Origin of the sequence: Domibacillus sp. 8LH, assembly GCF_038806185.1 — a bacterium.
GTDB classification, from domain to species: domain Bacteria; phylum Bacillota; class Bacilli; order Bacillales; family Domibacillaceae; genus Domibacillus; species Domibacillus indicus_A.
In genome coordinates this window covers 180,395-198,380 of sequence record NZ_JAVJNG010000002.1, presented here as the reverse complement: position 1 = coordinate 198,380, position 17,986 = coordinate 180,395, and the positions used below count along the sequence as shown (strand labels likewise).

The 17,986-nt window shown below is 47.7% G+C and carries 22 protein-coding genes; 7 read left to right on the top strand and 15 right to left on the bottom strand.

Translation table 11 applies throughout. From position 1 onward, the window contains the following. Nucleotides 1-220 precede the first annotated feature (220 nt). From RG959_RS04495 to RG959_RS04465, 7 genes are all read right to left on the bottom strand, one after another. Nucleotides 221-1,696, bottom strand: a complete 1,476-nt coding sequence (locus RG959_RS04495) for a sigma-54 interaction domain-containing protein (protein WP_342796124.1) — start codon at nt 1,694-1,696, stop codon at nt 221-223. Nucleotides 1,697-1,750: 54 nt separating this feature from the next. Beyond that, nucleotides 1,751-2,602 carry an aromatic acid exporter family protein gene (locus RG959_RS04490; RefSeq protein WP_342796123.1) on the bottom strand — a complete coding sequence of 284 codons (852 nt, stop codon included), beginning with the start codon at nt 2,600-2,602 and terminating at the stop codon, nt 1,751-1,753. A 72-nt stretch (nt 2,603-2,674) separates the two neighbouring features. After that, nucleotides 2,675-3,934, bottom strand: a complete 1,260-nt coding sequence (locus RG959_RS04485) for a Glu/Leu/Phe/Val family dehydrogenase (protein WP_342796122.1) — start codon at nt 3,932-3,934, stop codon at nt 2,675-2,677. Between the two features lie 17 nt (nt 3,935-3,951). Further along, nucleotides 3,952-5,415 (bottom strand): sodium/proline symporter PutP, encoded by a 1,464-nt coding sequence (putP, locus tag RG959_RS04480; RefSeq protein WP_342796121.1) that lies wholly within the window; start codon nt 5,413-5,415, stop codon nt 3,952-3,954. 80 nt (nt 5,416-5,495) lie between these two features. Further along, nucleotides 5,496-7,064, bottom strand: a complete 1,569-nt coding sequence (pruA, locus tag RG959_RS04475; RefSeq protein ID WP_342796120.1) for an L-glutamate gamma-semialdehyde dehydrogenase — start codon at nt 7,062-7,064, stop codon at nt 5,496-5,498. A 19-nt stretch (nt 7,065-7,083) separates the two neighbouring features. Beyond that, the gene (locus tag RG959_RS04470) at nt 7,084-7,995 is read right to left on the bottom strand and encodes a proline dehydrogenase family protein (protein ID WP_342796119.1); all 912 of its coding nucleotides are present in this window, start codon (nt 7,993-7,995) and stop codon (nt 7,084-7,086) included. 199 nt (nt 7,996-8,194) lie between these two features. Continuing rightward, nucleotides 8,195-8,347, bottom strand: a complete 153-nt coding sequence (locus tag RG959_RS04465) for a hypothetical protein (RefSeq protein WP_342796118.1) — start codon at nt 8,345-8,347, stop codon at nt 8,195-8,197. 125 nt (nt 8,348-8,472) lie between these two features. Between RG959_RS04465 and RG959_RS04460 the strand changes: the two genes are divergently transcribed. After that, nucleotides 8,473-9,105, top strand: coding sequence for a hypothetical protein (locus RG959_RS04460; RefSeq protein ID WP_342796117.1), 633 nt, complete (start codon nt 8,473-8,475; stop codon nt 9,103-9,105). Nucleotides 9,106-9,150: 45 nt separating this feature from the next. Here the strand turns inward: RG959_RS04460 and RG959_RS04455 are convergent, their stop codons facing one another. From RG959_RS04455 to RG959_RS04440, 4 genes are read right to left on the bottom strand one after another with little or no spacing between them, the layout of a single operon-like run. Further along, nucleotides 9,151-10,062, bottom strand: a complete 912-nt coding sequence (locus RG959_RS04455; RefSeq protein WP_251271394.1) for a DMT family transporter — start codon at nt 10,060-10,062, stop codon at nt 9,151-9,153. A 14-nt stretch (nt 10,063-10,076) separates the two neighbouring features. Next, nucleotides 10,077-10,529: a threonine/serine exporter family protein gene (locus RG959_RS04450; RefSeq protein WP_342796116.1), complete on the bottom strand. Its 453-nt coding sequence runs from the start codon at nt 10,527-10,529 to the stop codon at nt 10,077-10,079. Nucleotides 10,530-10,542: 13 nt separating this feature from the next. Next, complete coding sequence (locus RG959_RS04445; RefSeq protein ID WP_242232634.1) at nt 10,543-11,337, bottom strand: threonine/serine exporter family protein; 795 nt, start codon at nt 11,335-11,337, stop codon at nt 10,543-10,545. A 59-nt stretch (nt 11,338-11,396) separates the two neighbouring features. Then, nucleotides 11,397-12,011, bottom strand: a complete 615-nt coding sequence (locus tag RG959_RS04440; RefSeq protein WP_242232633.1) for an acetate uptake transporter — start codon at nt 12,009-12,011, stop codon at nt 11,397-11,399. A gap of 197 nt (nt 12,012-12,208) precedes the next feature. Here RG959_RS04440 and RG959_RS04435 point away from each other — a divergent pair, with 197 nt between their 5' ends. Further along, a complete protein-coding gene (locus RG959_RS04435) occupies nt 12,209-13,114 on the top strand; it encodes an AEC family transporter (RefSeq protein WP_251271389.1) in 906 nt (301 codons plus the stop codon). A gap of 274 nt (nt 13,115-13,388) precedes the next feature. On the opposite strand, the gene RG959_RS04430 is transcribed toward RG959_RS04435, so the two are convergent. Beyond that, nucleotides 13,389-13,964 carry a metallophosphoesterase family protein gene (locus RG959_RS04430; RefSeq protein WP_342796115.1) on the bottom strand — a complete coding sequence of 192 codons (576 nt, stop codon included), beginning with the start codon at nt 13,962-13,964 and terminating at the stop codon, nt 13,389-13,391. Between the two features lie 79 nt (nt 13,965-14,043). Between RG959_RS04430 and RG959_RS04425 the strand changes: the two genes are divergently transcribed. From RG959_RS04425 to RG959_RS04405, 5 genes are read left to right on the top strand one after another with little or no spacing between them, the layout of a single operon-like run. Then, nucleotides 14,044-14,163 carry an NAD(P)-binding protein gene (locus RG959_RS04425; RefSeq protein ID WP_342796114.1) on the top strand — a complete coding sequence of 40 codons (120 nt, stop codon included), beginning with the start codon at nt 14,044-14,046 and terminating at the stop codon, nt 14,161-14,163. Nucleotides 14,164-14,211: 48 nt separating this feature from the next. Continuing rightward, nucleotides 14,212-14,424: a hypothetical protein gene (locus tag RG959_RS04420; RefSeq protein WP_342796113.1), complete on the top strand. Its 213-nt coding sequence runs from the start codon at nt 14,212-14,214 to the stop codon at nt 14,422-14,424. Nucleotides 14,425-14,444: 20 nt separating this feature from the next. Further along, nucleotides 14,445-14,837, top strand: a complete 393-nt coding sequence (locus RG959_RS04415) for a phytoene desaturase family protein (protein WP_342796112.1) — start codon at nt 14,445-14,447, stop codon at nt 14,835-14,837. Next, nucleotides 14,806-15,123 (top strand): hypothetical protein, encoded by a 318-nt coding sequence (locus tag RG959_RS04410; protein ID WP_342796111.1) that lies wholly within the window; start codon nt 14,806-14,808, stop codon nt 15,121-15,123. The genes RG959_RS04415 and RG959_RS04410 overlap by 32 nt, the downstream gene beginning before the upstream one ends. After that, nucleotides 15,066-15,494 carry a phytoene desaturase family protein gene (locus tag RG959_RS04405; RefSeq protein WP_342796110.1) on the top strand — a complete coding sequence of 143 codons (429 nt, stop codon included), beginning with the start codon at nt 15,066-15,068 and terminating at the stop codon, nt 15,492-15,494. The genes RG959_RS04410 and RG959_RS04405 overlap by 58 nt, the downstream gene beginning before the upstream one ends. A 122-nt stretch (nt 15,495-15,616) precedes the next feature. Here the strand turns inward: RG959_RS04405 and RG959_RS04400 are convergent, their stop codons facing one another. The 3 genes from RG959_RS04400 to RG959_RS04390 all read right to left on the bottom strand — a co-directional run bounded on the left by RG959_RS04400 (nt 15,617) and on the right by RG959_RS04390 (nt 17,940). Next, nucleotides 15,617-16,315, bottom strand: a complete 699-nt coding sequence (locus RG959_RS04400) for a DsbA family oxidoreductase (protein ID WP_342796109.1) — start codon at nt 16,313-16,315, stop codon at nt 15,617-15,619. 91 nt (nt 16,316-16,406) lie between these two features. Continuing rightward, a complete protein-coding gene (locus RG959_RS04395) occupies nt 16,407-17,426 on the bottom strand; it encodes a PQQ-dependent sugar dehydrogenase (protein ID WP_342796108.1) in 1,020 nt (339 codons plus the stop codon). Nucleotides 17,427-17,430: 4 nt separating this feature from the next. Beyond that, complete coding sequence (locus tag RG959_RS04390; protein WP_342796107.1) at nt 17,431-17,940, bottom strand: dihydrofolate reductase family protein; 510 nt, start codon at nt 17,938-17,940, stop codon at nt 17,431-17,433. Between the last annotated feature and the right edge of the window lie 46 nt (nt 17,941-17,986).

The following is a 17,986-nucleotide window of genomic DNA, read 5'->3' as shown; positions in this document are numbered from 1 at the left end:
ATAGTGGGATATGACCTTTCACAAGAACATACCTAAGCACTGTTAGATCGGATTTTTTATTTTGGGCCGCAATGGTGTTTGTTTGAGCCGAAAAAACTGTAATCCGGCCTTAAACAGAGACTTTCCGGCCCAAAAGTTATTTTTCCGGATCAGAGCATCCAATTTTCGGCCGAAAAATGTGAAAAAGCCAGCTCCCCGCAACAGGAAGCTGGCTCTTGTATTAAAGTCCGTATTCTTTCATTTTGTTGTAAAGCGTGCCTCTGGAAATGCCGAGCAGAGTGGCGGCTGCGGACTTGTTGCCGTATGTTTTTTGCAGTGCCTGCTCGATGGCGGCCGCCTCATCTGTTTTAGCGGGGCGGGCCATATCCTCCGGCAGGTGCTTTTTGGTGAGTACCGGCCCGTCGCCAAGCAGAACGCAGCGCTCGATGACATTGCGGAGCTCGCGTACGTTGCCAGGCCATTCATGCTCAGTGAGCATGAGCGCCGCATCCGGACTGATCGTATCCATTGGTTTGTTGTATTTGGCGCTAAATTCTTTTAAGAAGGTTTCTACGAGGGGCAGAATATCTTCTTTCCGATTTCGAAGCGGCGGAATGTCAATGGTGATCGCCATTGTTTGATCAAGTACGATTGGGCTGCTGGAGGCGGTAATAAGCCGGACGTGCTCCGTGGAAGCAAACAGCCGGTCCCGAAGCGGTGCTGGCAGCTTGTCGATATCTCCAATGAACAATGTGCCGCCCCACGCTTGATTCAGCTTGCCCGTCTGGCTGTCGTTTCCATAGCCGAACAGCTCCATTTCAAGCAATGATTCCGGCACCACACTGCAGTTCATCGCAACGAACGGCTCGGCTGCTTTGGAGCCGCTGAAATGAATCGCCTGGGCCATCATTTCTTTCCCGGAGCCTGGCTCGCCCATTAAATGAACCGGCATGTTAGCGTGCGCTGCTTTTCGCGCAGCTTCCAGAGAAGCCGCAAGCTTCGGATCACTGCCCGTAATAGAGGAAAAAGGATCTTTCGCCTGTATATGCATGGGCAGCGCTGAATCGAGCTCGTCATTCAGCTTCATCATATTGGTAATATCGTGCTCGGTCGCAATGCCGCCAGCTATATTCCCATCTATCACAACCGGAGAAGCGTTAATGAGCACGTGGTTGGTCTCATTCGGACGGTGATATTCCCCCCGGATGTTCTGGCCATGCTGAAGAACACTGTTAAGTACAACCGACTCGGCCTGGAAATGGTCACCGATTTTTTGCCCGATAATTTTTCCCCGGGAAATGCCGTACGTTTCTTCAGCCGTTGTATTCCAGAAAAGAACGGTTCCTTCTCTGTCAACTGCCGTCACGGAATCATTAATCGTTTCGGCCAGTGTATGAAAATATCCGGTTAAAAGGCGGATCCGCATAGCCGGGGTGACAATCTGGTCAATGCCATTGTCCCGTACGTAAAGGACAGGCCGGCGCCAATCCCAATCGCCTTCTCCTTCTGCCTGAACCGCTGATGATGGAAGCCAGCCGTTTCTCTCCAGCCATTCACCAATGGTGCCCTCGTCTGAAAGCAGGCCCGCTTCGTGCTGTTCGATTGTATAATAATTCTCGCCTTTTTGAATGACGATACAATGGCAGTTTGCCAGCTGCTGCCCTGCATCGGCCGCTGCTGTGTCCGGATGAACCGTCTGAAAGGTGATGCGTTCCATAAAAAAACCCTTTCTTCCTTTTTATTTAACTTACCATAAAAGGAAGGGTCCTTTCTACCGGGGGTGCTGGCCCATAAACTGATTCATCTCCCAAATAGCAAGAAGAAGGCGGGCAGACTGAGGAGGTTTCCCATCTTTTATTTCGCTGCCGTAGCTGAATGATTCGATCCAATCTGCCAGCTCTTCGTTCGATTCATGAAGCGGAACGACATCCAGAAAGCGGCGCAGCGCGGCCAGCTTCTGCTCAGCCTGATTAAAATAAGCACAGAAGCTGTCATCTGAACGGCCGAAATGGTTTTCCTGCTCCCGTGCTGCCAATTTCTGCGCTTCCTTGATTAAATGGTCCGTATGGAAAAGATCCGCCTCTTTCCAGCAGGGATTCCCGTCCCGCAGTGAAAGAACAACGTCAATCAGCAGATGTTTAAAGCGTGCTTCAATCGTTTCTTTTTGAAGGGCGAGCTGGCGTTCAAGCCCTGGCATATACAAATTCGCCAGCAGTGCCGCGCTAATACCAATCACCACGAGGCCGATTTCATTTAACACAACCGCTGCTGTCATATGGCCAAACGCGTAAATATGCAGGAGAATGACCGTGCTTGTCACGATGCCTTCATTGATTTTCAGCATAACCGTCAATGGAATAAAAACCAGCAGCAGCGCGCCGATCACAGGCGGATGGTAGCCGAATCCTTCGAAAAAAACAAATGAAAACGGGATCGACAGCATGCAGGCAAAAAAGCGGTCACGGGCGCTTTGAAGCGACTTCTGGCGTGAATGCTGCACACATAAGATTGTAATGATTGCGGACGATACATAAAACTCAAGCTGAAGAAACCCTGCGGCGGCAATCGCTGCCGACACAGCCACAGCTGTTTTCACCGTGCGAAAGCCTATTTTAAAAGACACCCTGCATCCTTCCTTTCTCCTTCATCCATCTTTTTCAGTAGAAAAAAGGAGCACCCAAAGGGCGCTCCTTTATTAAACCCATCCACGGTACGTGCAAGCTTCAACCATTTTCTTCAGTCCCGCCATGTAAGCGGCAAGGCGCATATCTGTTTCGTGCTGCTGGGCTGTGTTATACACACTCGTAAAAGCAGCTGTTAAGATCGCTTCAAGCTTTTCATCTACTTCCTGTTCTGTCCAGTAGTAGCCTTGATTGTTCTGCACCCATTCAAAATAAGAGACGATCACGCCGCCGGCGCTTGCCAATACATCCGGCACAAGAAGGATGCCTCGTTCGGTGAGGATTTTCGTTCCTTCCAGCGTCGTCGGACCATTGGCCGCTTCCACTACCACTTTTGCTTGAATGTGAGGCGCATTGGCTGCTGTCAGCTGATTCGAAATGGCTGCCGGCACAAGAATATCACATGGTTTTTGCAGCATCTCTTCATTTGTAATGCAGTTTTCTACTAAATTTGAAACCGTTCCGAACGAGTCGCGGCGGTCAAGCAAATACGGAATATCGAGTCCATCAGGGTCATAAAGAGCACCGTATGCATCAGATACACCGACGATAATCGCGCCTTCTTTATGAAGAAACTGGGCCAGATAACTGCCCGCATTTCCGAAGCCTTGAATGATCACCCGTGCTCCCTGCACAGAAAAACCAGCGAGACGAGCAGCTTCTTTCATTACGATGGTCACACCTTTAGCCGTTGAGGAATCCCGTCCAAGTGAACCGCCGAGTACAAGCGGTTTACCGGTAATAAACCCTGGTGAATCAAATTCGCGAATGTGGCTGTATTCATCCATCATCCAGGCCATGATTTGTGCATTGGTATATACATCCGGTGCCGGAATATCCTTTGTCGGTCCGACAATTTGGCTGATCGCCCGGACATACCCCCGGCTGAGGCGTTCAAGTTCACCCATCGACATAGCCCGCGGATCACATTGAATGCCGCCTTTACCGCCTCCATACGGCAGGTTGGCCAAGCCGCATTTCATACTCATCCAGATCGACAACGCCTTCACTTCTTCTACCGTTACGTCCGGATGAAAACGAATGCCGCCTTTTGTTGGGCCGACTGCATCATTGTGCTGGGCGCGCCAGCCGGTGAAAACAGTCGTAGTACCGTCATCCATTCGAACTGGAATTCGGACCGTCAGTAAGCGCTGCGGTTCTTTTAACAATTCGTAGACGTCTTTTCCGTAGGACATTTTATTCAGTGCCTGCTCCATCACAAGTTGTGTACGTTCAAGTACATTAAGCTGCTCTGTTTTTGCTGCCGCGATCATTGGATTCATCCTTTCTTTTATGCCGTTTCCTCGTATTTTTCATATGAGCGGGTTAGTTGTGCGCTTGGCGCAGGTGTCATTAAGCTGACTGCCCAGACAGCGACGGTGCTGACAAAGAAGCCTGGGATAATTTCATACAGCAGTCCTGCCAAAGACGGAATACTTGCCCAAACGATAACCGTTACAGCGCCGCCGATAATACCAGCCAGTGCTCCCCATTTGTTCATTCGTTTCCAATACAAACTCATTAAAATAACCGGGCCAAATGCAGCGCCGAACCCTGCCCATGCATAGCCGACAAGCGAAAGAATGGTACTGTTATTATTAAGTGCCAGGCCAACAGCCACAACAGCAACCACCAACACAGCACCGCGGCTGATCAGTATCAATTCTTTGTCGGATGCAGACCTGTGGAAAAACGTTTTGTAAATGTCTTCTGTCAATGAGCTTGACGTCACAAGAAGCTGCGAAGAAATTGTACTCATGACAGCCGCCAGCAATGCCGCCAGCAAAAAGCCGCTTATAAATGGATGGAACAAAATTTCACTCAATGTAATAAAGACGGTTTCTGGATCGGCAAGCTCTCCCTGCTGCTGCGAGTAATAAGCGAGACCAAGGAACCCAGTCAGCATGGCACCGCAGACCGAGAAAATCATCCAGCTCATGCCGATATTGCGTGCTTTTTTAATTTCTTTCACAGAAGTAATCGCCATAAAGCGGACGATAATATGGGGCTGCCCGAAATAGCCGAGTCCCCATGCCATTAATGAAATGATGCCAAGAACGCTTGTCCCGGTAAAGATATTAAACAGATCTGGATTCATCGCATTCATTTCTGTGAAAACCGGGCCGATGCCGCCAATTTTCATAATGGTTACGATCGGCACCAAAATGAGAGCGCTTACCATAATAAGTCCTTGAACAAAGTCCGTCCAGCTGACGGCTAAAAACCCACCAAATAATGTGTATGCGACAACAACACCGGCAATAATCCACAAACCGACTTTGTAATCGACCCCAAACGAGGTTTCAAACAGCACGCCGCCGGAAACAATGCCTGATGATACATAAAATGTAAAGAAGACGATAATGACAAGTCCGGATGTCAGCCGGAGCAAATTAGAGCGGTCCCCAAATCTGTTTTCCAAAAAAGATGGAATGGTCATTGAATTGTTCGCAATCTCTGTGTACACACGTAAACGAGGTGCGACATACAGCCAGTTTAAAAAAGCTCCGATCGTCAAACCGATCGCAATCCAGGAAGCACTCAGCCCCTGTACATACATTGCCCCGGGAAGCCCCATTAACAGCCATCCGCTCATGTCAGAAGCGCCTGCACTAAGAGCTGTAACAGCCGGTCCAACCGAGCGGCCCCCAAGCATGTAATCTGATAAATTCGATGTTCGTTTGTACGCTGCGTAGCCGATCAATAGCATCCCCACCATGTATATGCCAATTGGAATAAGTAATTGGATATCCATTTCTCCTTCTCCCCCTTTTGATAAAAGAAGAGCTGCCTTTCAAGACCTGAAAAGCCAGAAAGGCAGCTCGAGATTCACTCTTACAGCTTGCGTGCCAGCATTTTCCCTTGCGTGAAGAGAAGAAGGTAATCATACCCGCCCGCTTTTGAATCCGTGCCGGACATATTAAATCCGCCAAACGGGTGCACGCCAACCAAAGCGCCTGTGCACTTTTTATTTAAATACAAGTTACCGCAATGCATGTTTTCGAGTGCATAGCTCAAACGATCTTCTTCTTTAGAGAAGAATCCGCCTGTTAAGCCGTATTCTGTGTCATTGTAAATCGCAATTGCTTCTTTCCAGTCCGCGGCTTTAGCCATTGCCAGTACAGGGCCAAAGATTTCTTCCTGCATGATACGCGCTTTTGGATCTACATCTGCGAAAATCGTTGGCTCGATATAATAGCCGTTTCCTTCCGCTTTTTGGCCGCCTGTTTTTAAAACGCCTTCTGATTTGCCGATTTCAATGTATCCCATAATTTTATCGAATGATTTTTGATCAATTACCGGTCCGATTGATGCATTTTCTTCCGGAAGGCCCACTTGAAGTTCTTTCGTAAGCGCGACTACTTTTTCAACCACTTCGTCATAAACAGATTCAACGATAATCGCACGGGAGCCCGCTGAACACTTTTGACCCTGGAAGCCGTATGCTGAAGCAACGATTGCCGCTGCTGCTGCATCTAGATCAGCTGTTTCATCTACGACGACGCCGTCTTTTCCGCCCATTTCAGCTATGACACGCTTCAGCCATAGTTGGCCTGGCTGTACTTTTGAAGCACGCTCGTAAATACGGCAGCCAACAGCACGAGAGCCTGTAAAGGAAATAAATCTTGTTTTCGGGTGCTCTACCAAGTATTCTCCTACTTCAATGCCATCGCCCGGTACAAAGTTCAACACGCCATCCGGCAGGCCGACTTCTTCCATCAGCTGAACGAATTTCGCCGCAACGATTGGAGCAGAATCTGCCGGCTTTAAGATGACTGTGTTTCCTGACACAATCGAAGCAACCGTTGTTCCAGCCATAATCGCCAGCGGGAAGTTGAATGGTGAAATCACGATGCCTACGCCAAGCGGAATATACGTTAACTCTGTTTTTTCCCCTTCTACTTGTGTTAACGGCTGGTGCTTGCTCGTTTCGCTTAAACGGATCATTTCACGTGCGTAAAATTCCATGAAATCAATCGCTTCTGCTGTATCTGCATCCGCTTCTGCCCAGTTCTTCCCTACTTCGTATACAAGCGCTGCAGAGAATTCATGCTTGCGCTGGCGCATCAAGTCTGCCGCTTTGAACAAATACTCAGCGCGCTCTGCCGGTGCTGTGTGCTTCCATGATTCAAATGCTGCTAGTGCCGCCTGCATCGCTGCTTCCGCATGCTCTGATGTTCCTTTTGATGCGTAGCCGACAATTTCATCTGTGTTCCCTGGATTAATAGATGTTAGTACTTCTTCTGTTTCTACTCGTTTTCCGTTGATTACAAGTGGGAATGTACCGCCAAGTTCACTTTTTACTTTTGCCAGTGCATCCTGCATCGCTTTTTTGTTTGCTTCATCCGCGAAGTTTGTGAATGGCTCGTTTTTAAATGGTGTGCGCTCGATTGTAGTTGTCATCTTTACCGTCTCCTTTTAATTAAAATAAGTTTTTTAGTACAAACCAGACGTTTGCCGGGCGTTCTGCCAGACGTCTTGTAAAATATCCAAACCAGTCATTTCCGTATGGTACATATACACGAACTTTGTAGCCTTCTTCTACCAGCTTGTTTTGCAGATCCTCACAAATTCCGTACAGCATCTGAAATTCAAATTGCTCTTTTGGAATGTTATGTGTGCGGACAAGTTCTTTCGTGTAAGCGACGGCGTCCTCGTCATGTGTCGCTACAGCCGCATAATTTCCATTCAGCAGATGCTGCTTGATGATTTTTTTGAAATTATCGTCTACATCTTTTTTCTCTGGAAACGCAACCTCCGGTGACTCTTTGTAAGCGCCTTTTACGAGGCGAAGATTGGCTCTTTGCTCGTTTAAGTCCGCAATGTCCTGCTCTGTACGATATAAATACGCCTGAATGACAATTCCGACGTTATCGTAATCAAGGCGAAGCTCTCTATAAATATCAAGAGAGATTTGGGCGTGTGCGTAATCTTCCATATCGATTCGGACAAAATTATTGTGAAGTACGGCGCGGTCTAAAATTTTCCGCATATTCCGCATGCATAGCTCTTTACTGATATCAAGACCAAGCGATGTCATTTTCAATGATAGATTCGATGTAACACCCGCTTCAGCAATGGCATCAAGTGTCTGGATACACATAGCGGTTGATTCGGCTGCTTCTTCTTCTGTAAAAACAAATTCACCTAAATGGTCCAGCGTGACCACTTTGCCTTCTGTATTTAATTTTCTTACCGCCTGAATGGCCGTGCTGATTGTTTCCCCGGCAACAAACCGGCCGGCACCGAAACGCAGTCCATATTTCTTTGCTAATTTATTAGCCGATTGATTTTGTCCAATGAATTGAAATACGTTACGCATCATCAGTTCCATTCTATGTACCTCCTTTTCTATTTATACATTATTGTTCATTTATTATTTTTTGAACAACTTTGTTTATTTGATGAATTTAATATACCATAAATTCTGCCTTAATGTTGCGAATTGTCAGATTTTCTAACAAAAATTTAAAAAAATATGAAAAAAGCAGGTATTGGGCAGTGTGAAACACTCCTAAATACCTGCTTTTCTCTTATCTTTTTTTAGATAAAGAACTTTTCTTCTCAGAAGATGCTGCTTTTCTTTTCGCCCGTCCGCTCTCTTCTCCCTTTTCACTCGATTTTTTTCCAGGACGGAAGTTAGGATTTTTTTTGCAACCGCATCGACGACAGCCGCATTTTTTCATCTGCTGCCACTCCTTTCGTTTACTCACACGGTATGAAAGAAAGAAGCGAACGACACGGCGGACGGCTTACATTGATTGTGAGAATGACATTCATTTATAATAAAGAAAAAAAGGGGGCGGCCGGCGTGGACCGTGCTATGTTTGCTTTTACGGATGAGGGCCAAACAATAGGGACCGTAACAGAATGGACTGATCACATACAGCTGCTGATGACTTCGGCAGAGCAGAAATTGAAGGTAACGTCTCTTCCAGCAGCGGCATCGATGTTTATGCGGCGGTATGGGCTGTTTCTTGCCGGCCACCTGGCCGTTTTTTCAAAAGAGCGGCGCATATGGGACGGTAATCCTGATGAAGTGGAGATCGTCATGGGAGGCGGAGACGGATGGCCTCTTTTATTTCGGCTGAAGCATGAAAATTGGATTTCCTGCGGTGACGAAGGAGCGGACTTTTTGCTGAACCGGCTGGCCGAGCCGGTGATCCAAACCATTGCGAAAGAAGCTAAGCTGCCAGCAGTTATTTCCCGGGAAAATATTTTCGGTTATGCGCTTTGGATGTATGTGCATATTTTAAAGGATACCCGCGACCTTGCGCTTCTGCCGCAATATGAACGATTTTTACGCAAGCAGAAACCAGAGGAGGCAATGGCAAACTTTAGCCGGCTGACGTGCTGCTTATACAAGGAAGTGCCGGGGTGCAAGAAATGCCCCTACTGTCCGCTTTTGAAAAAGAAAAACTGTGAAACCGCGCAAACACTTTAAAAAAGCCCGGCTTCCGTTTTAAAAACGGAAGCCGGGCTTTTTTGTTTATCTTACAGCGCGCCTGCGCCTGCGAATCATTTCTTCTAGTGCGCCTGATCCCATTAACACACCCGGCACAATCAGCAGCAGCCCGAGCCAGTGATAATAGTAAATCGGTTCACCCAGAATTACCGCAGATCCGACGATTGAGAAAAAAGTATTTAAGTTTAAAAAAATCGCCGCTTCGGCCGGGCCGATTTTTGTAATCGTATTATTGTACACTAAATGGCCGACCGCTGTTGCTCCGACTGCAGAGACAAGGAACACAATGACGGTTTGGAAATGGACGTTTTGAAGCGATGCGAGGCCATTCGGCTCCAAAAGGAAGCTCGTCATAAACAGTCCTAATGAACCGAACAGCTGCATATAACCGGTCAACAAAAGCGGATCGATATCACGCGCAGCGCGGCTCACTAAAATAAAGCTGAAGGCCTGGGCTGTAATCGAGAAGAAAATAAACAAATCGCCAAGCACAAATCCTCCTAATCCAGCTCCTCCGCCCAGTACTGTCACCAGCACACCTGCTGTTCCTGTTAAAAAGCCAAGCACCCGCAACGCGGACAATCCCCGCTGGAAAAAAAGAACGGACATGAAGGCCGTTAAAATCGGGCCCAGTCCCAATATAATGCCTGTATGAACAGAGCTTGTTCCAGCTGCACCAAGCCCTAAAAACAAGTGATGAAAAAAAACGTTAAACAAGCCGCCGCCTAAAATGTACTTCCAATGATAAATAGCGGGCCAATGAACTTTTCCCATTCTGGTCAAAATAATAAATACAACAAGTGATGCCGTGAAAATACGAAATGCGGTGATCGTCACCGGCTCGACTGTGCTGACCAGTATTTTAATAAGCGGCACGTTAAATCCCCAAATCATCATCACTAAAATAAGCAGTAAGTATGGTTTTATTTTTTGCAAAGTGCCCCTTCTTTCTATGCCTGCTTTTTTTCGGCAGGCGCTTTTTTCCTCAAAATCAGCTGGTAAAATACATCGGATAAGATCAGTCCGAGTGCAATAGAACCCGAAATCATAAATGCCTTTGCCGCCAGATTAATGCCGGCATTGTAATCGTTTTGTACAAACGAACGCATCGCTCGATACGCCGTGCCTCCAGGAACGAGCGGAATAATCCCGGCAATCGTAAAAATGATAACCGGCGTTTTGTACACCCTCGCGTATACATGGCCGATCAATGCGATGGTAAAGGAAGCAGCAATCGTTGCGGGCAGCGAATCAATGCTGTGCTCGGATAAAAAATAATACACCATCCAGCCGGCCATACCGACGGTGCCGCACTTGAACAGCAGGCTTCTCGGTACATTAAACATAACCCCGAAGCTTGCGGCTGCCACAAAACTGAAAAACATATTTGTTAAAACGGTCATGCCCGCACCCTCCTTAAATAAACGTCATGACAACAGCGATTCCTGTTCCGATGGCAAGAGCGGTTAACAGCGCTTCTGCTCCTTTGGCCAGTCCGGAAAGAAAGTGGCCAGCCATTAAGTCACGGACCGCATTTGTAATTAACAAGCCGGGAACGAGCGGAATTAGTGTACCGACAATAATTCGATCAAGATCACTGCCCAGCCCGAGCCGGAATAACACGTACGCAGCCGCGCCGCCGGCAAGAGCCGCAATAAATTCGGAGAAAAACATCGTCGGGACGATATCCGCTACTTTTAATAGAAGAAAATAAGCAAGTGCTCCAGACAGCATCGCCGGAATCATATTGTCCCATGATCCTTTCAGTAAAATCACAAAACAGCCGCTCGTTGAAGCCGCCGCTGCAATCTGTACCAAAAAAGAAAAAAACATGGGCGCTCTCTGAATGGCTTTTAACTCCTTGTATGCTTCGGAAACGGTCAGCTCCCCCGCACTGATCCGCCGGGAAATAGCATTCACCGCGCTTACTTTATATAAATCCGTCGTTCGTTTTGAAATCCGTATTAATTTTGTTTTTGTCGGTTCGTCTGTTTCAATCGAAAACATGATGCCTGTCGGCGTTACAAAGCTGTGCGATTCTTCAATACCGTATGACAGGGCAATTCGCATCATTGTATCCTCTACCCGGTACGTCTCGGCGCCGTTTTCCAGCATAATTTTTCCCGCCAGCAGGCTGACGTCCATGATGTCATATTGTTTCTCAAGCAAGGCGTCCAACCGAATCACCCCAATCGTGTTCAATGCCCCCATTATAGCCCTTTCACTTCATAAAAAAAAGCCCGCCGGCCAAATCGCCGACGGAACATCCTTTACCCTTTTTTAATGATGCCAAACGGCTTGCCAACCGGAAGAAACTCGCGTCCGAAATGCGTGTTCAGCACAGCCGCGCCTGCTCCGTAGAACGAGAACAGTGAAATAAGCAGCTCTGAGTAGGCAGCGAGCTGATGCGCCGCATGCTCCATAATGCCAAATGAGCTAAGGGACAGCCCAATAAATAAGAAATCAATTAAAAAGAAAATGATAAACAGCACTTTATTTGTTTCTAGTGCGCCAATCGTCATAAAGACCGTAAAAATAAGATAACCGATAAATGCAAAACCAAGCTGGTGCATATCCGCATTTTCCTGCAGGATCTGGCCAAATACACCGAGATTCATCAGCCATGATAAGCTGACTCCCATCCAAAACAGGCCATATGCTGCAAAAGCAGAGGCACCAAATGTGTTATTGTGCTTTGTGTCTAAAATAGATGCGTAAAACTGCGCAATACCGCCGAGAAAAATGGCCCACGGAATCACTAGAGACAATCCATCTGTCCAGCCCAGTTTTTGGGATGAAGCGACAAGTGTGACAATGGCTAATCCGAATAAGCCGATTGCTGACGGATCAGCTGTTACAATTTTTACTTGTTTTGTTTCGTTCATACTTTCCTCCAACATATATTTTAACCGACTAGTCGGTTTTTTCAGATAATTTCTCTCTACTTCTGAAAAACAACATCTTGTATTGTACACGAATCAGCTCCGCTCGCCTATAGCAAGGAATGGAAATTCGCCTGTTTTCGACAAAAAATTTTGGTATGATAAAGAAAGAGTTGAAATGGGACGGAGATGATCTCGTTTTGGAATTATTTATGATTGTGCTGCCAGCATTCCTGATTTTTTTAACTGGTTATCTCGGACAAAAATGGATCGGATTTGAAATTCGCTCAATTTCGATGGCTGCACTTTATTTAATGTCGCCTTTTCTTGCCTTTCGAACCTTTTATGCCAACAAATTAACGATGGAATACGTGTACATTACGGTTTTCTGCCTCGTTTTATCGCTTGTCCTCATTGTCGTCGTACTCATTACCGGCTTTTTTATGAAAGCCGGCCGCCAAAAAATGGCGGCGATGGTATTGGGCGGTGTTTTTATGAACAGCGGCAATTACGGAGCACCCGTTGTGCTGTTTGCTTTTGGCGCTGTAGGCTTTGAATACGCGGTTATTATTATGGTCTTTCAATCATTTCTAATGAATACAATCGGCTTATTTGCGGCGTCTCTTGGCGGCGAAGAAGAAACGACCTTAAAGCAGTCGCTTCAGCGGGTCGTGCGGATGCCTGTTTTGTACGGAGCCTTTCTCGGCGTCTTGCTTCAGCTGCTGCATGTTTCGATTCCGCCATCGTTTATGGACGCGATCAGCTTAGTGGCAGATGCTTCGATTCCAACCGTGATGATTGTGCTGGGCATGCAGCTGGCAGTGATTGCAACAAAGCGGGTCGAATACAAATACGTAAACGCGGTCTCTGTGATCCGTATGATTGTATCACCGCTTCTCGCTGCCGCCATCGTCTCTTTTATACCGGCCAATGATTTATTAAAGGACGTGATGATTCTTCTGGCAGCCATGCCGGCTGCAGCGAATACGACCATGTTTGCGATTCAATTCGGCACAGAACCCGACCTCGTTTCCTTTACAACATTGATTACAACGCTGTTGAGTATTCTCACTATTCCGATCGTCTTGTTTTTTCTTGGCGGTTAACTGAAAGAACCCTCTTTCTTTTCCTATAGAAGGAGGGTTCTTTTCAATTCAAACGTTTTTTGGAATGAACCCTGTTGTTTAGATGGATTGACCGATTCCCTTTTTAATGTGTTTGGCACATTTCTTTTATGCTGCTATGCGGCGCGTTTTATCATGTAAAAATCAAAAAAACAAAATAAATGAATCTGGAAAAACAGGAAATACAGCTGAATTCAAATAAAAAAACGCTGCTTTAAATAAAAAACACGACAAGCCCATTATCGTGTTTTCTTATTTACAAAGCTTTCATAAATGTAACGGTCCGCGCCGTCGAATCGTACAGCACCCATTCACGGGACTGCCAGACGGCACCGACGTTAATCCCATACCGCTTTTTCTTTAAAAGGATCGGCTTTCCATATTCGAATGGCAGCGGTTTTCCTTTCCGGTACAGCCCGGCTGTATGACTGTGCCCGAAAAAAACGAGCGGCGGATCAGTTTTGGGCAGGACCGGCAGCCAGCCCTTTGCCCATTTCCATTGATGTCCATGCATTAACACGGCGCCGTCGATTGTTAATTCCTCCGGCAGATGAGCAAAATCATGACAGCCGGTCACAAGCATAATCCGCTCTTCCTGGTTTCCCCGGACAGATGGAAAAGTGAGAAGCGGTGCAAACTCTTCCGGTATCTGCGCCGCTTTTTCCATTGAAATACCTCTTGTTGTGGCTGCTTTTCGCCTGCGGATGCTGCATTCATATAAATCACCAAGTCCCATAATTTCTGCATCTGGTGCACAGCATTCAATCTGCTTCAGCACTGCTTTTGTATCCTCTACACTTGAGTGCAGATCGCCCAGGATCGCATATCTCATGTTCTATCTTCCTTTCTGAACGAGTTTAACATTGCAAGATTTCTTTTCTTTCTTCACACTAAAGAAAAGAGGTGATTTTGTGCATACACTTATTATCGGCGGCGGTATCGGCGGATTAACAGCAGCAGTCATTTTAGCTCAAACCAGGCATAACGTGGCGGTGCTCGAAACTTCTTCTGAATGGGGCGGATGCGCCTGAAAATTCCAGCGGCGGCATGCTCTTTTCCCGGTGGGTGCAACACTTGGCATGGGTTTTGAAAGAGGAGGTCTTCACGAGCGGGTGCCGCGCCTGCTTGGCAAACAAGTTCCCGTACACCTGCTTGATACGATGACGCTTCATTTCCCAAACAGTCTATTCCTTATTACCGGGACCGTGCACAGCATCTTGAAGCTATTTGTGCCCATTTTCCACATGCAGCCAGCCGGATCCGCTCTTTTTACAAAGAATTATGGGAAATAGCGGCATCCATCCGCCAGCTCATGAAACCCCTTCCTGCTCTTCCGCCTCAAACAGCCGGCGAATGGGCGTATTTGCTTTTGTCTCTCCGGCCCTGGCATGCAAAGCTTGCGCCATTTGCGCGCGCCACACTTGAAGACCGGCTGCACAAGCATGGACTCGGCAAAGAAGGTCCAGTTGTTCATTTGCTTGACGGCCAGTTAATCGACAGTATGCAGACAACCTCGAAATATGCTTCCTATTTGTTGGCAGCGACTGCACTTGATATTTATCACGAAGGCGCGTACTACGTGGAAGGCGGCTTGTACCGTGTCGCTGAAACATTGGCAGATTCGATTCGTGAAAACGGAGGTGTCCTGAAAAAAAAAACGACGGATTGTATTCATGAAAAAAAACAGCGGCTGGACCGCTGTTGACGAGCGCGGCAACGAATACCACGCCAAGCATATTGTCTTTAACAGCGCCATCCAGCACCTGCCCTCCCTCGTAAGCGGTCTTTCGGGCCGGCACCGAAAGCTCGCCGGCAGGCCAACCTGGGTTACGCATACCCTCTATTTACTGCTGGACGAGGCGCTGATCCCGGATTCATTTCCGCTGTTGGGGCAGATTTCCTCGGATTCAATGAGTGAAGGCAGCCCCTGTTTATGTCTCTTTCTGCTAAAGACGACCGCCTGCGGGCACCGGAAGGCAAACGAACGATGACCGTTTCCACTCATTCCTCCCCGGGTCATTGGCAGACGAAGCAGGACTATGATGCGTACAAAGAAGAGCTGACCGAGAAAATGCTGGCGATGATCGAATCCGTGTACCCGAATTTCCGCAAAATGATTATTCATATGGAAACTGGTGCACCAAAAGCATGGGAACGGTATACGAAGCGGTCAAACGGGTATGTAGGCGGCTTTCCGCAAATCACTGAGCACGCGCTGTTTGGCTCGCTGTCTCACCGCTCCGGTCTGCCGAATCTATGGCTGTGCGGCGATTCGATTTTTCCAGGCGGCGGCACAATCGGCGCCACCGTGAGCGGTATTCATTGCGCACGCTCCATTGCGCCCGGCTTGTTTGTGCTTTAAGCCTGCCGTTATCCTATAAAGGGCCAAAGCCGTTAGCGGCTTTGGCCTCTTCCTTCGTCCCATAAACAGCTGAGCGACGCTTTCTTATTCTCTTCTGTTATAGAAGTCTATTTTTCAGGCATTCAATCCTGGCTGCTTTCCCCATCCGTGCAGTCATCATCCTGGCACCATTCGGTTTTGCCTGCTGTTACTTCTTCATCAGCCGCTACCTGGTCAAGCACCTGCTTAAACGCCTCAACAGACTGCGCGCCGGAAACAGCGTATTTATCATTGAAAATAAAAAATGGAACGCCTTCGATACCAATGTCGCGCGCTTCTTCTTGATCAGCGCGGACACGGTCGCTATATTTGCCGCTTTGCAGTACTTCCTTTGCTTCAGCCCGGCTTAGGCCCACTTCTTCTGCCCATCCAGCCAGCAAATCTGCATCTGCAATATGCTCGGATTCAGTAAAGTAAGCCCTTAATACCCGCTCTGTAAATTCATTCATTTTTCCTTTTTCTTTGGCAAAATGGGACAGGCGGTGTGCATCATGCGTGTTTGCTAAAACGATAGTATCCATATTATAAACGAGGCCGGCTTCCTTTGCCTGCTCAGTCATTCGGTCATTCATTGCTTTGGCACTTTCCACTGTCATACCGTACTTTTTCGCCAGTGCGCTGTGCACACTTTCCTCTGACTTAACCGGTGCATGCGGGTCAAGCTCATAGCTGCGAAACTCTATCTCTATGTTGCCATCAAATTGTGCCGCCGCTTCCTCAAACCGGCGTTTGCCAATATAGCAAAACGGGCAGGCAAAATCAGACCAAATTTCTACTTTCATCTTTCTCCACTCCTTTTCTTTAGAGTAGGAGGAAAAAGAAGAAGCCGCAACTATTCTGCCTGCAATAGAGGAGTAGAGTGGATATTCACCTTTAATATCCCAGGCGGTACAGTTTATCGTCGCCAGCTGCCGGGTTTCCGCGCCCGTCTGTATTGTTCGTCACAAAATAAAGATAATCCCCGTCAGAAAACACATCTCGAATACGGCCGTAGCCTTCAATCTCTTTTGACACCTTTCCTGTTTTGGGGTCGATTTTCAGCACCGTTTCACCACGGAGTGAAGCCGCGTAAAGCACTCCTTTATGCCAGGCCATCCCTGAAGGAGCCCACGTTTCATCTGTCCCGGACACAGCAAGAGGCACTTCAAGCCCCTCGGCTTCTTCCGTTCCTTCAATGTCCGGCCAGCCGTAATTTCTTCCTTTTTGGATGAGGTTTATCTCATCGTTTGCAGACTGTCCGTGTTCAGAGGCATACATCGTCCCGCCTTCATCCCAGGCAAGGCCCTGCGGGTTGCGGTGGCCCATGCTGTATATCTCCGCCTCGCCTGATTCGTCAATCCGAATAATTTTTCCGTTCCATGAATCAGGATTTTGAGCGGTTTCTGGATTGGACGCATCTCCAATCGTCGCGTAAAGAGCTCCATCCGGTCCGATTTCAAGCCGGCCGCCATGATGAAAGCTGCCGGATGGAATGCCGTCTAGGAGCGTATCCGCTTCGCTCCAGCGGGAATCATGCTGTTTAACGATCACAATCCGGTTATAGGGCTTTCCTTCCTTATCATACGTGTAATAAGCATAGGCTTCTTTTGACTCGGCGAAATCCGGCGCCAGCACGAAACCGAGCAAACCGGCTTCCGCCGCGTCCGAAAGCGGTGCCTCCAGCTCGACCGGCTGATGCTCTACATCACCATCTTCCACTTTGGCAATGGTGCCGTTCCGCTCAGAAATATAAAACACGCCTTCGCTTTCGGTAATCGACCACGGAACATCCAAATTTTCCGCTTCGACCTCCAGTTCTTTACGTTCCGGGCCATCTGCCGGCTCCGTCTGCTCTGGTTCCTGTATGCCGCAGCCTGCTGCTAACAACACGCCTGCCAGCCATTTTTTCGTCATCGAATCAGCCCTTTCGCTTGTAGTGAATCGATACGATGTCTCCCAGCTTTTCTACACCAGCAAGTGAAAACGCGGCTTCTGTGCCGGGTGGAAACAGCGGAATGCCGCCGCCCAGCACTTTTGGTATAACAGCGATAAACAGCTCATCAAGCAAATCATGAGCAAGGCATTCCTTCACAACTTGTCCACCGCCAACCACCCAAACGGTCCCTTCTTCCCGTGCCAGCACCTCCGGCAGCGGCTCGTCTGTAAAAAAAACATGGTTTGTTTTTCCTTTCATCGTTCGTGACAGCACGCAGCATTTCTTGCCCGCATATGGAAAATCATCCGTCAGCTGGAGCACTTTCTCGTACGTGCCGCGCCCCATGAGAAGCGTATCAACGGTTTTATAAAAATCCAGGTAACCGTTGTCTCCTCCGTCTCCCTTTACGGCATCGAGCCAATCCACTGACCCGCCCTCTCTTGCAATAAAGCCATCAAGACTTACGGCAATGTACAACACACTTCTGCCCATTTCTCCATCTCTCCTTTATAATAAAAATCAAAAAGGGGATTTTACA

What these genes read in the sequence shown, in the direction of transcription:
- RG959_RS04495 (WP_342796124.1), bottom strand. Translation starts at nt 1,696, where the DNA reads ATGGAACGCATCACCTTTCAGACGGTTCATCCGGACACAGCAGCGGCC.
- RG959_RS04415 (WP_342796112.1), top strand. Translation starts at nt 14,445, where the DNA reads ATGAAACCCCTTCCTGCTCTTCCGCCTCAAACAGCCGGCGAATGGGCG.
- putP (WP_342796121.1), bottom strand. Translation starts at nt 5,415, where the DNA reads ATGGATATCCAATTACTTATTCCAATTGGCATATACATGGTGGGGATG.
- RG959_RS04420 (WP_342796113.1), top strand. Translation starts at nt 14,212, where the DNA reads ATGGGTTTTGAAAGAGGAGGTCTTCACGAGCGGGTGCCGCGCCTGCTT.
- RG959_RS04470 (WP_342796119.1), bottom strand. Translation starts at nt 7,995, where the DNA reads ATGGAACTGATGATGCGTAACGTATTTCAATTCATTGGACAAAATCAA.
- RG959_RS04410 (WP_342796111.1), top strand. Translation starts at nt 14,806, where the DNA reads ATGAAAAAAAACAGCGGCTGGACCGCTGTTGACGAGCGCGGCAACGAA.
- RG959_RS04395 (WP_342796108.1), bottom strand. Translation starts at nt 17,426, where the DNA reads ATGACGAAAAAATGGCTGGCAGGCGTGTTGTTAGCAGCAGGCTGCGGC.
- RG959_RS04400 (WP_342796109.1), bottom strand. Translation starts at nt 16,315, where the DNA reads ATGAAAGTAGAAATTTGGTCTGATTTTGCCTGCCCGTTTTGCTATATT.
- RG959_RS04445 (WP_242232634.1), bottom strand. Translation starts at nt 11,337, where the DNA reads ATGGGGGCATTGAACACGATTGGGGTGATTCGGTTGGACGCCTTGCTT.
- RG959_RS04405 (WP_342796110.1), top strand. Translation starts at nt 15,066, where the DNA reads ATGTCTCTTTCTGCTAAAGACGACCGCCTGCGGGCACCGGAAGGCAAA.
- RG959_RS04390 (WP_342796107.1), bottom strand. Translation starts at nt 17,940, where the DNA reads ATGGGCAGAAGTGTGTTGTACATTGCCGTAAGTCTTGATGGCTTTATT.
- pruA (WP_342796120.1), bottom strand. Translation starts at nt 7,064, where the DNA reads ATGACAACTACAATCGAGCGCACACCATTTAAAAACGAGCCATTCACA.
- RG959_RS04440 (WP_242232633.1), bottom strand. Translation starts at nt 12,011, where the DNA reads ATGAACGAAACAAAACAAGTAAAAATTGTAACAGCTGATCCGTCAGCA.
- RG959_RS04465 (WP_342796118.1), bottom strand. Translation starts at nt 8,347, where the DNA reads ATGAAAAAATGCGGCTGTCGTCGATGCGGTTGCAAAAAAAATCCTAAC.
- RG959_RS04430 (WP_342796115.1), bottom strand. Translation starts at nt 13,964, where the DNA reads ATGAGATATGCGATCCTGGGCGATCTGCACTCAAGTGTAGAGGATACA.
- RG959_RS04485 (WP_342796122.1), bottom strand. Translation starts at nt 3,934, where the DNA reads ATGATCGCGGCAGCAAAAACAGAGCAGCTTAATGTACTTGAACGTACA.
- RG959_RS04450 (WP_342796116.1), bottom strand. Translation starts at nt 10,529, where the DNA reads ATGACCGTTTTAACAAATATGTTTTTCAGTTTTGTGGCAGCCGCAAGC.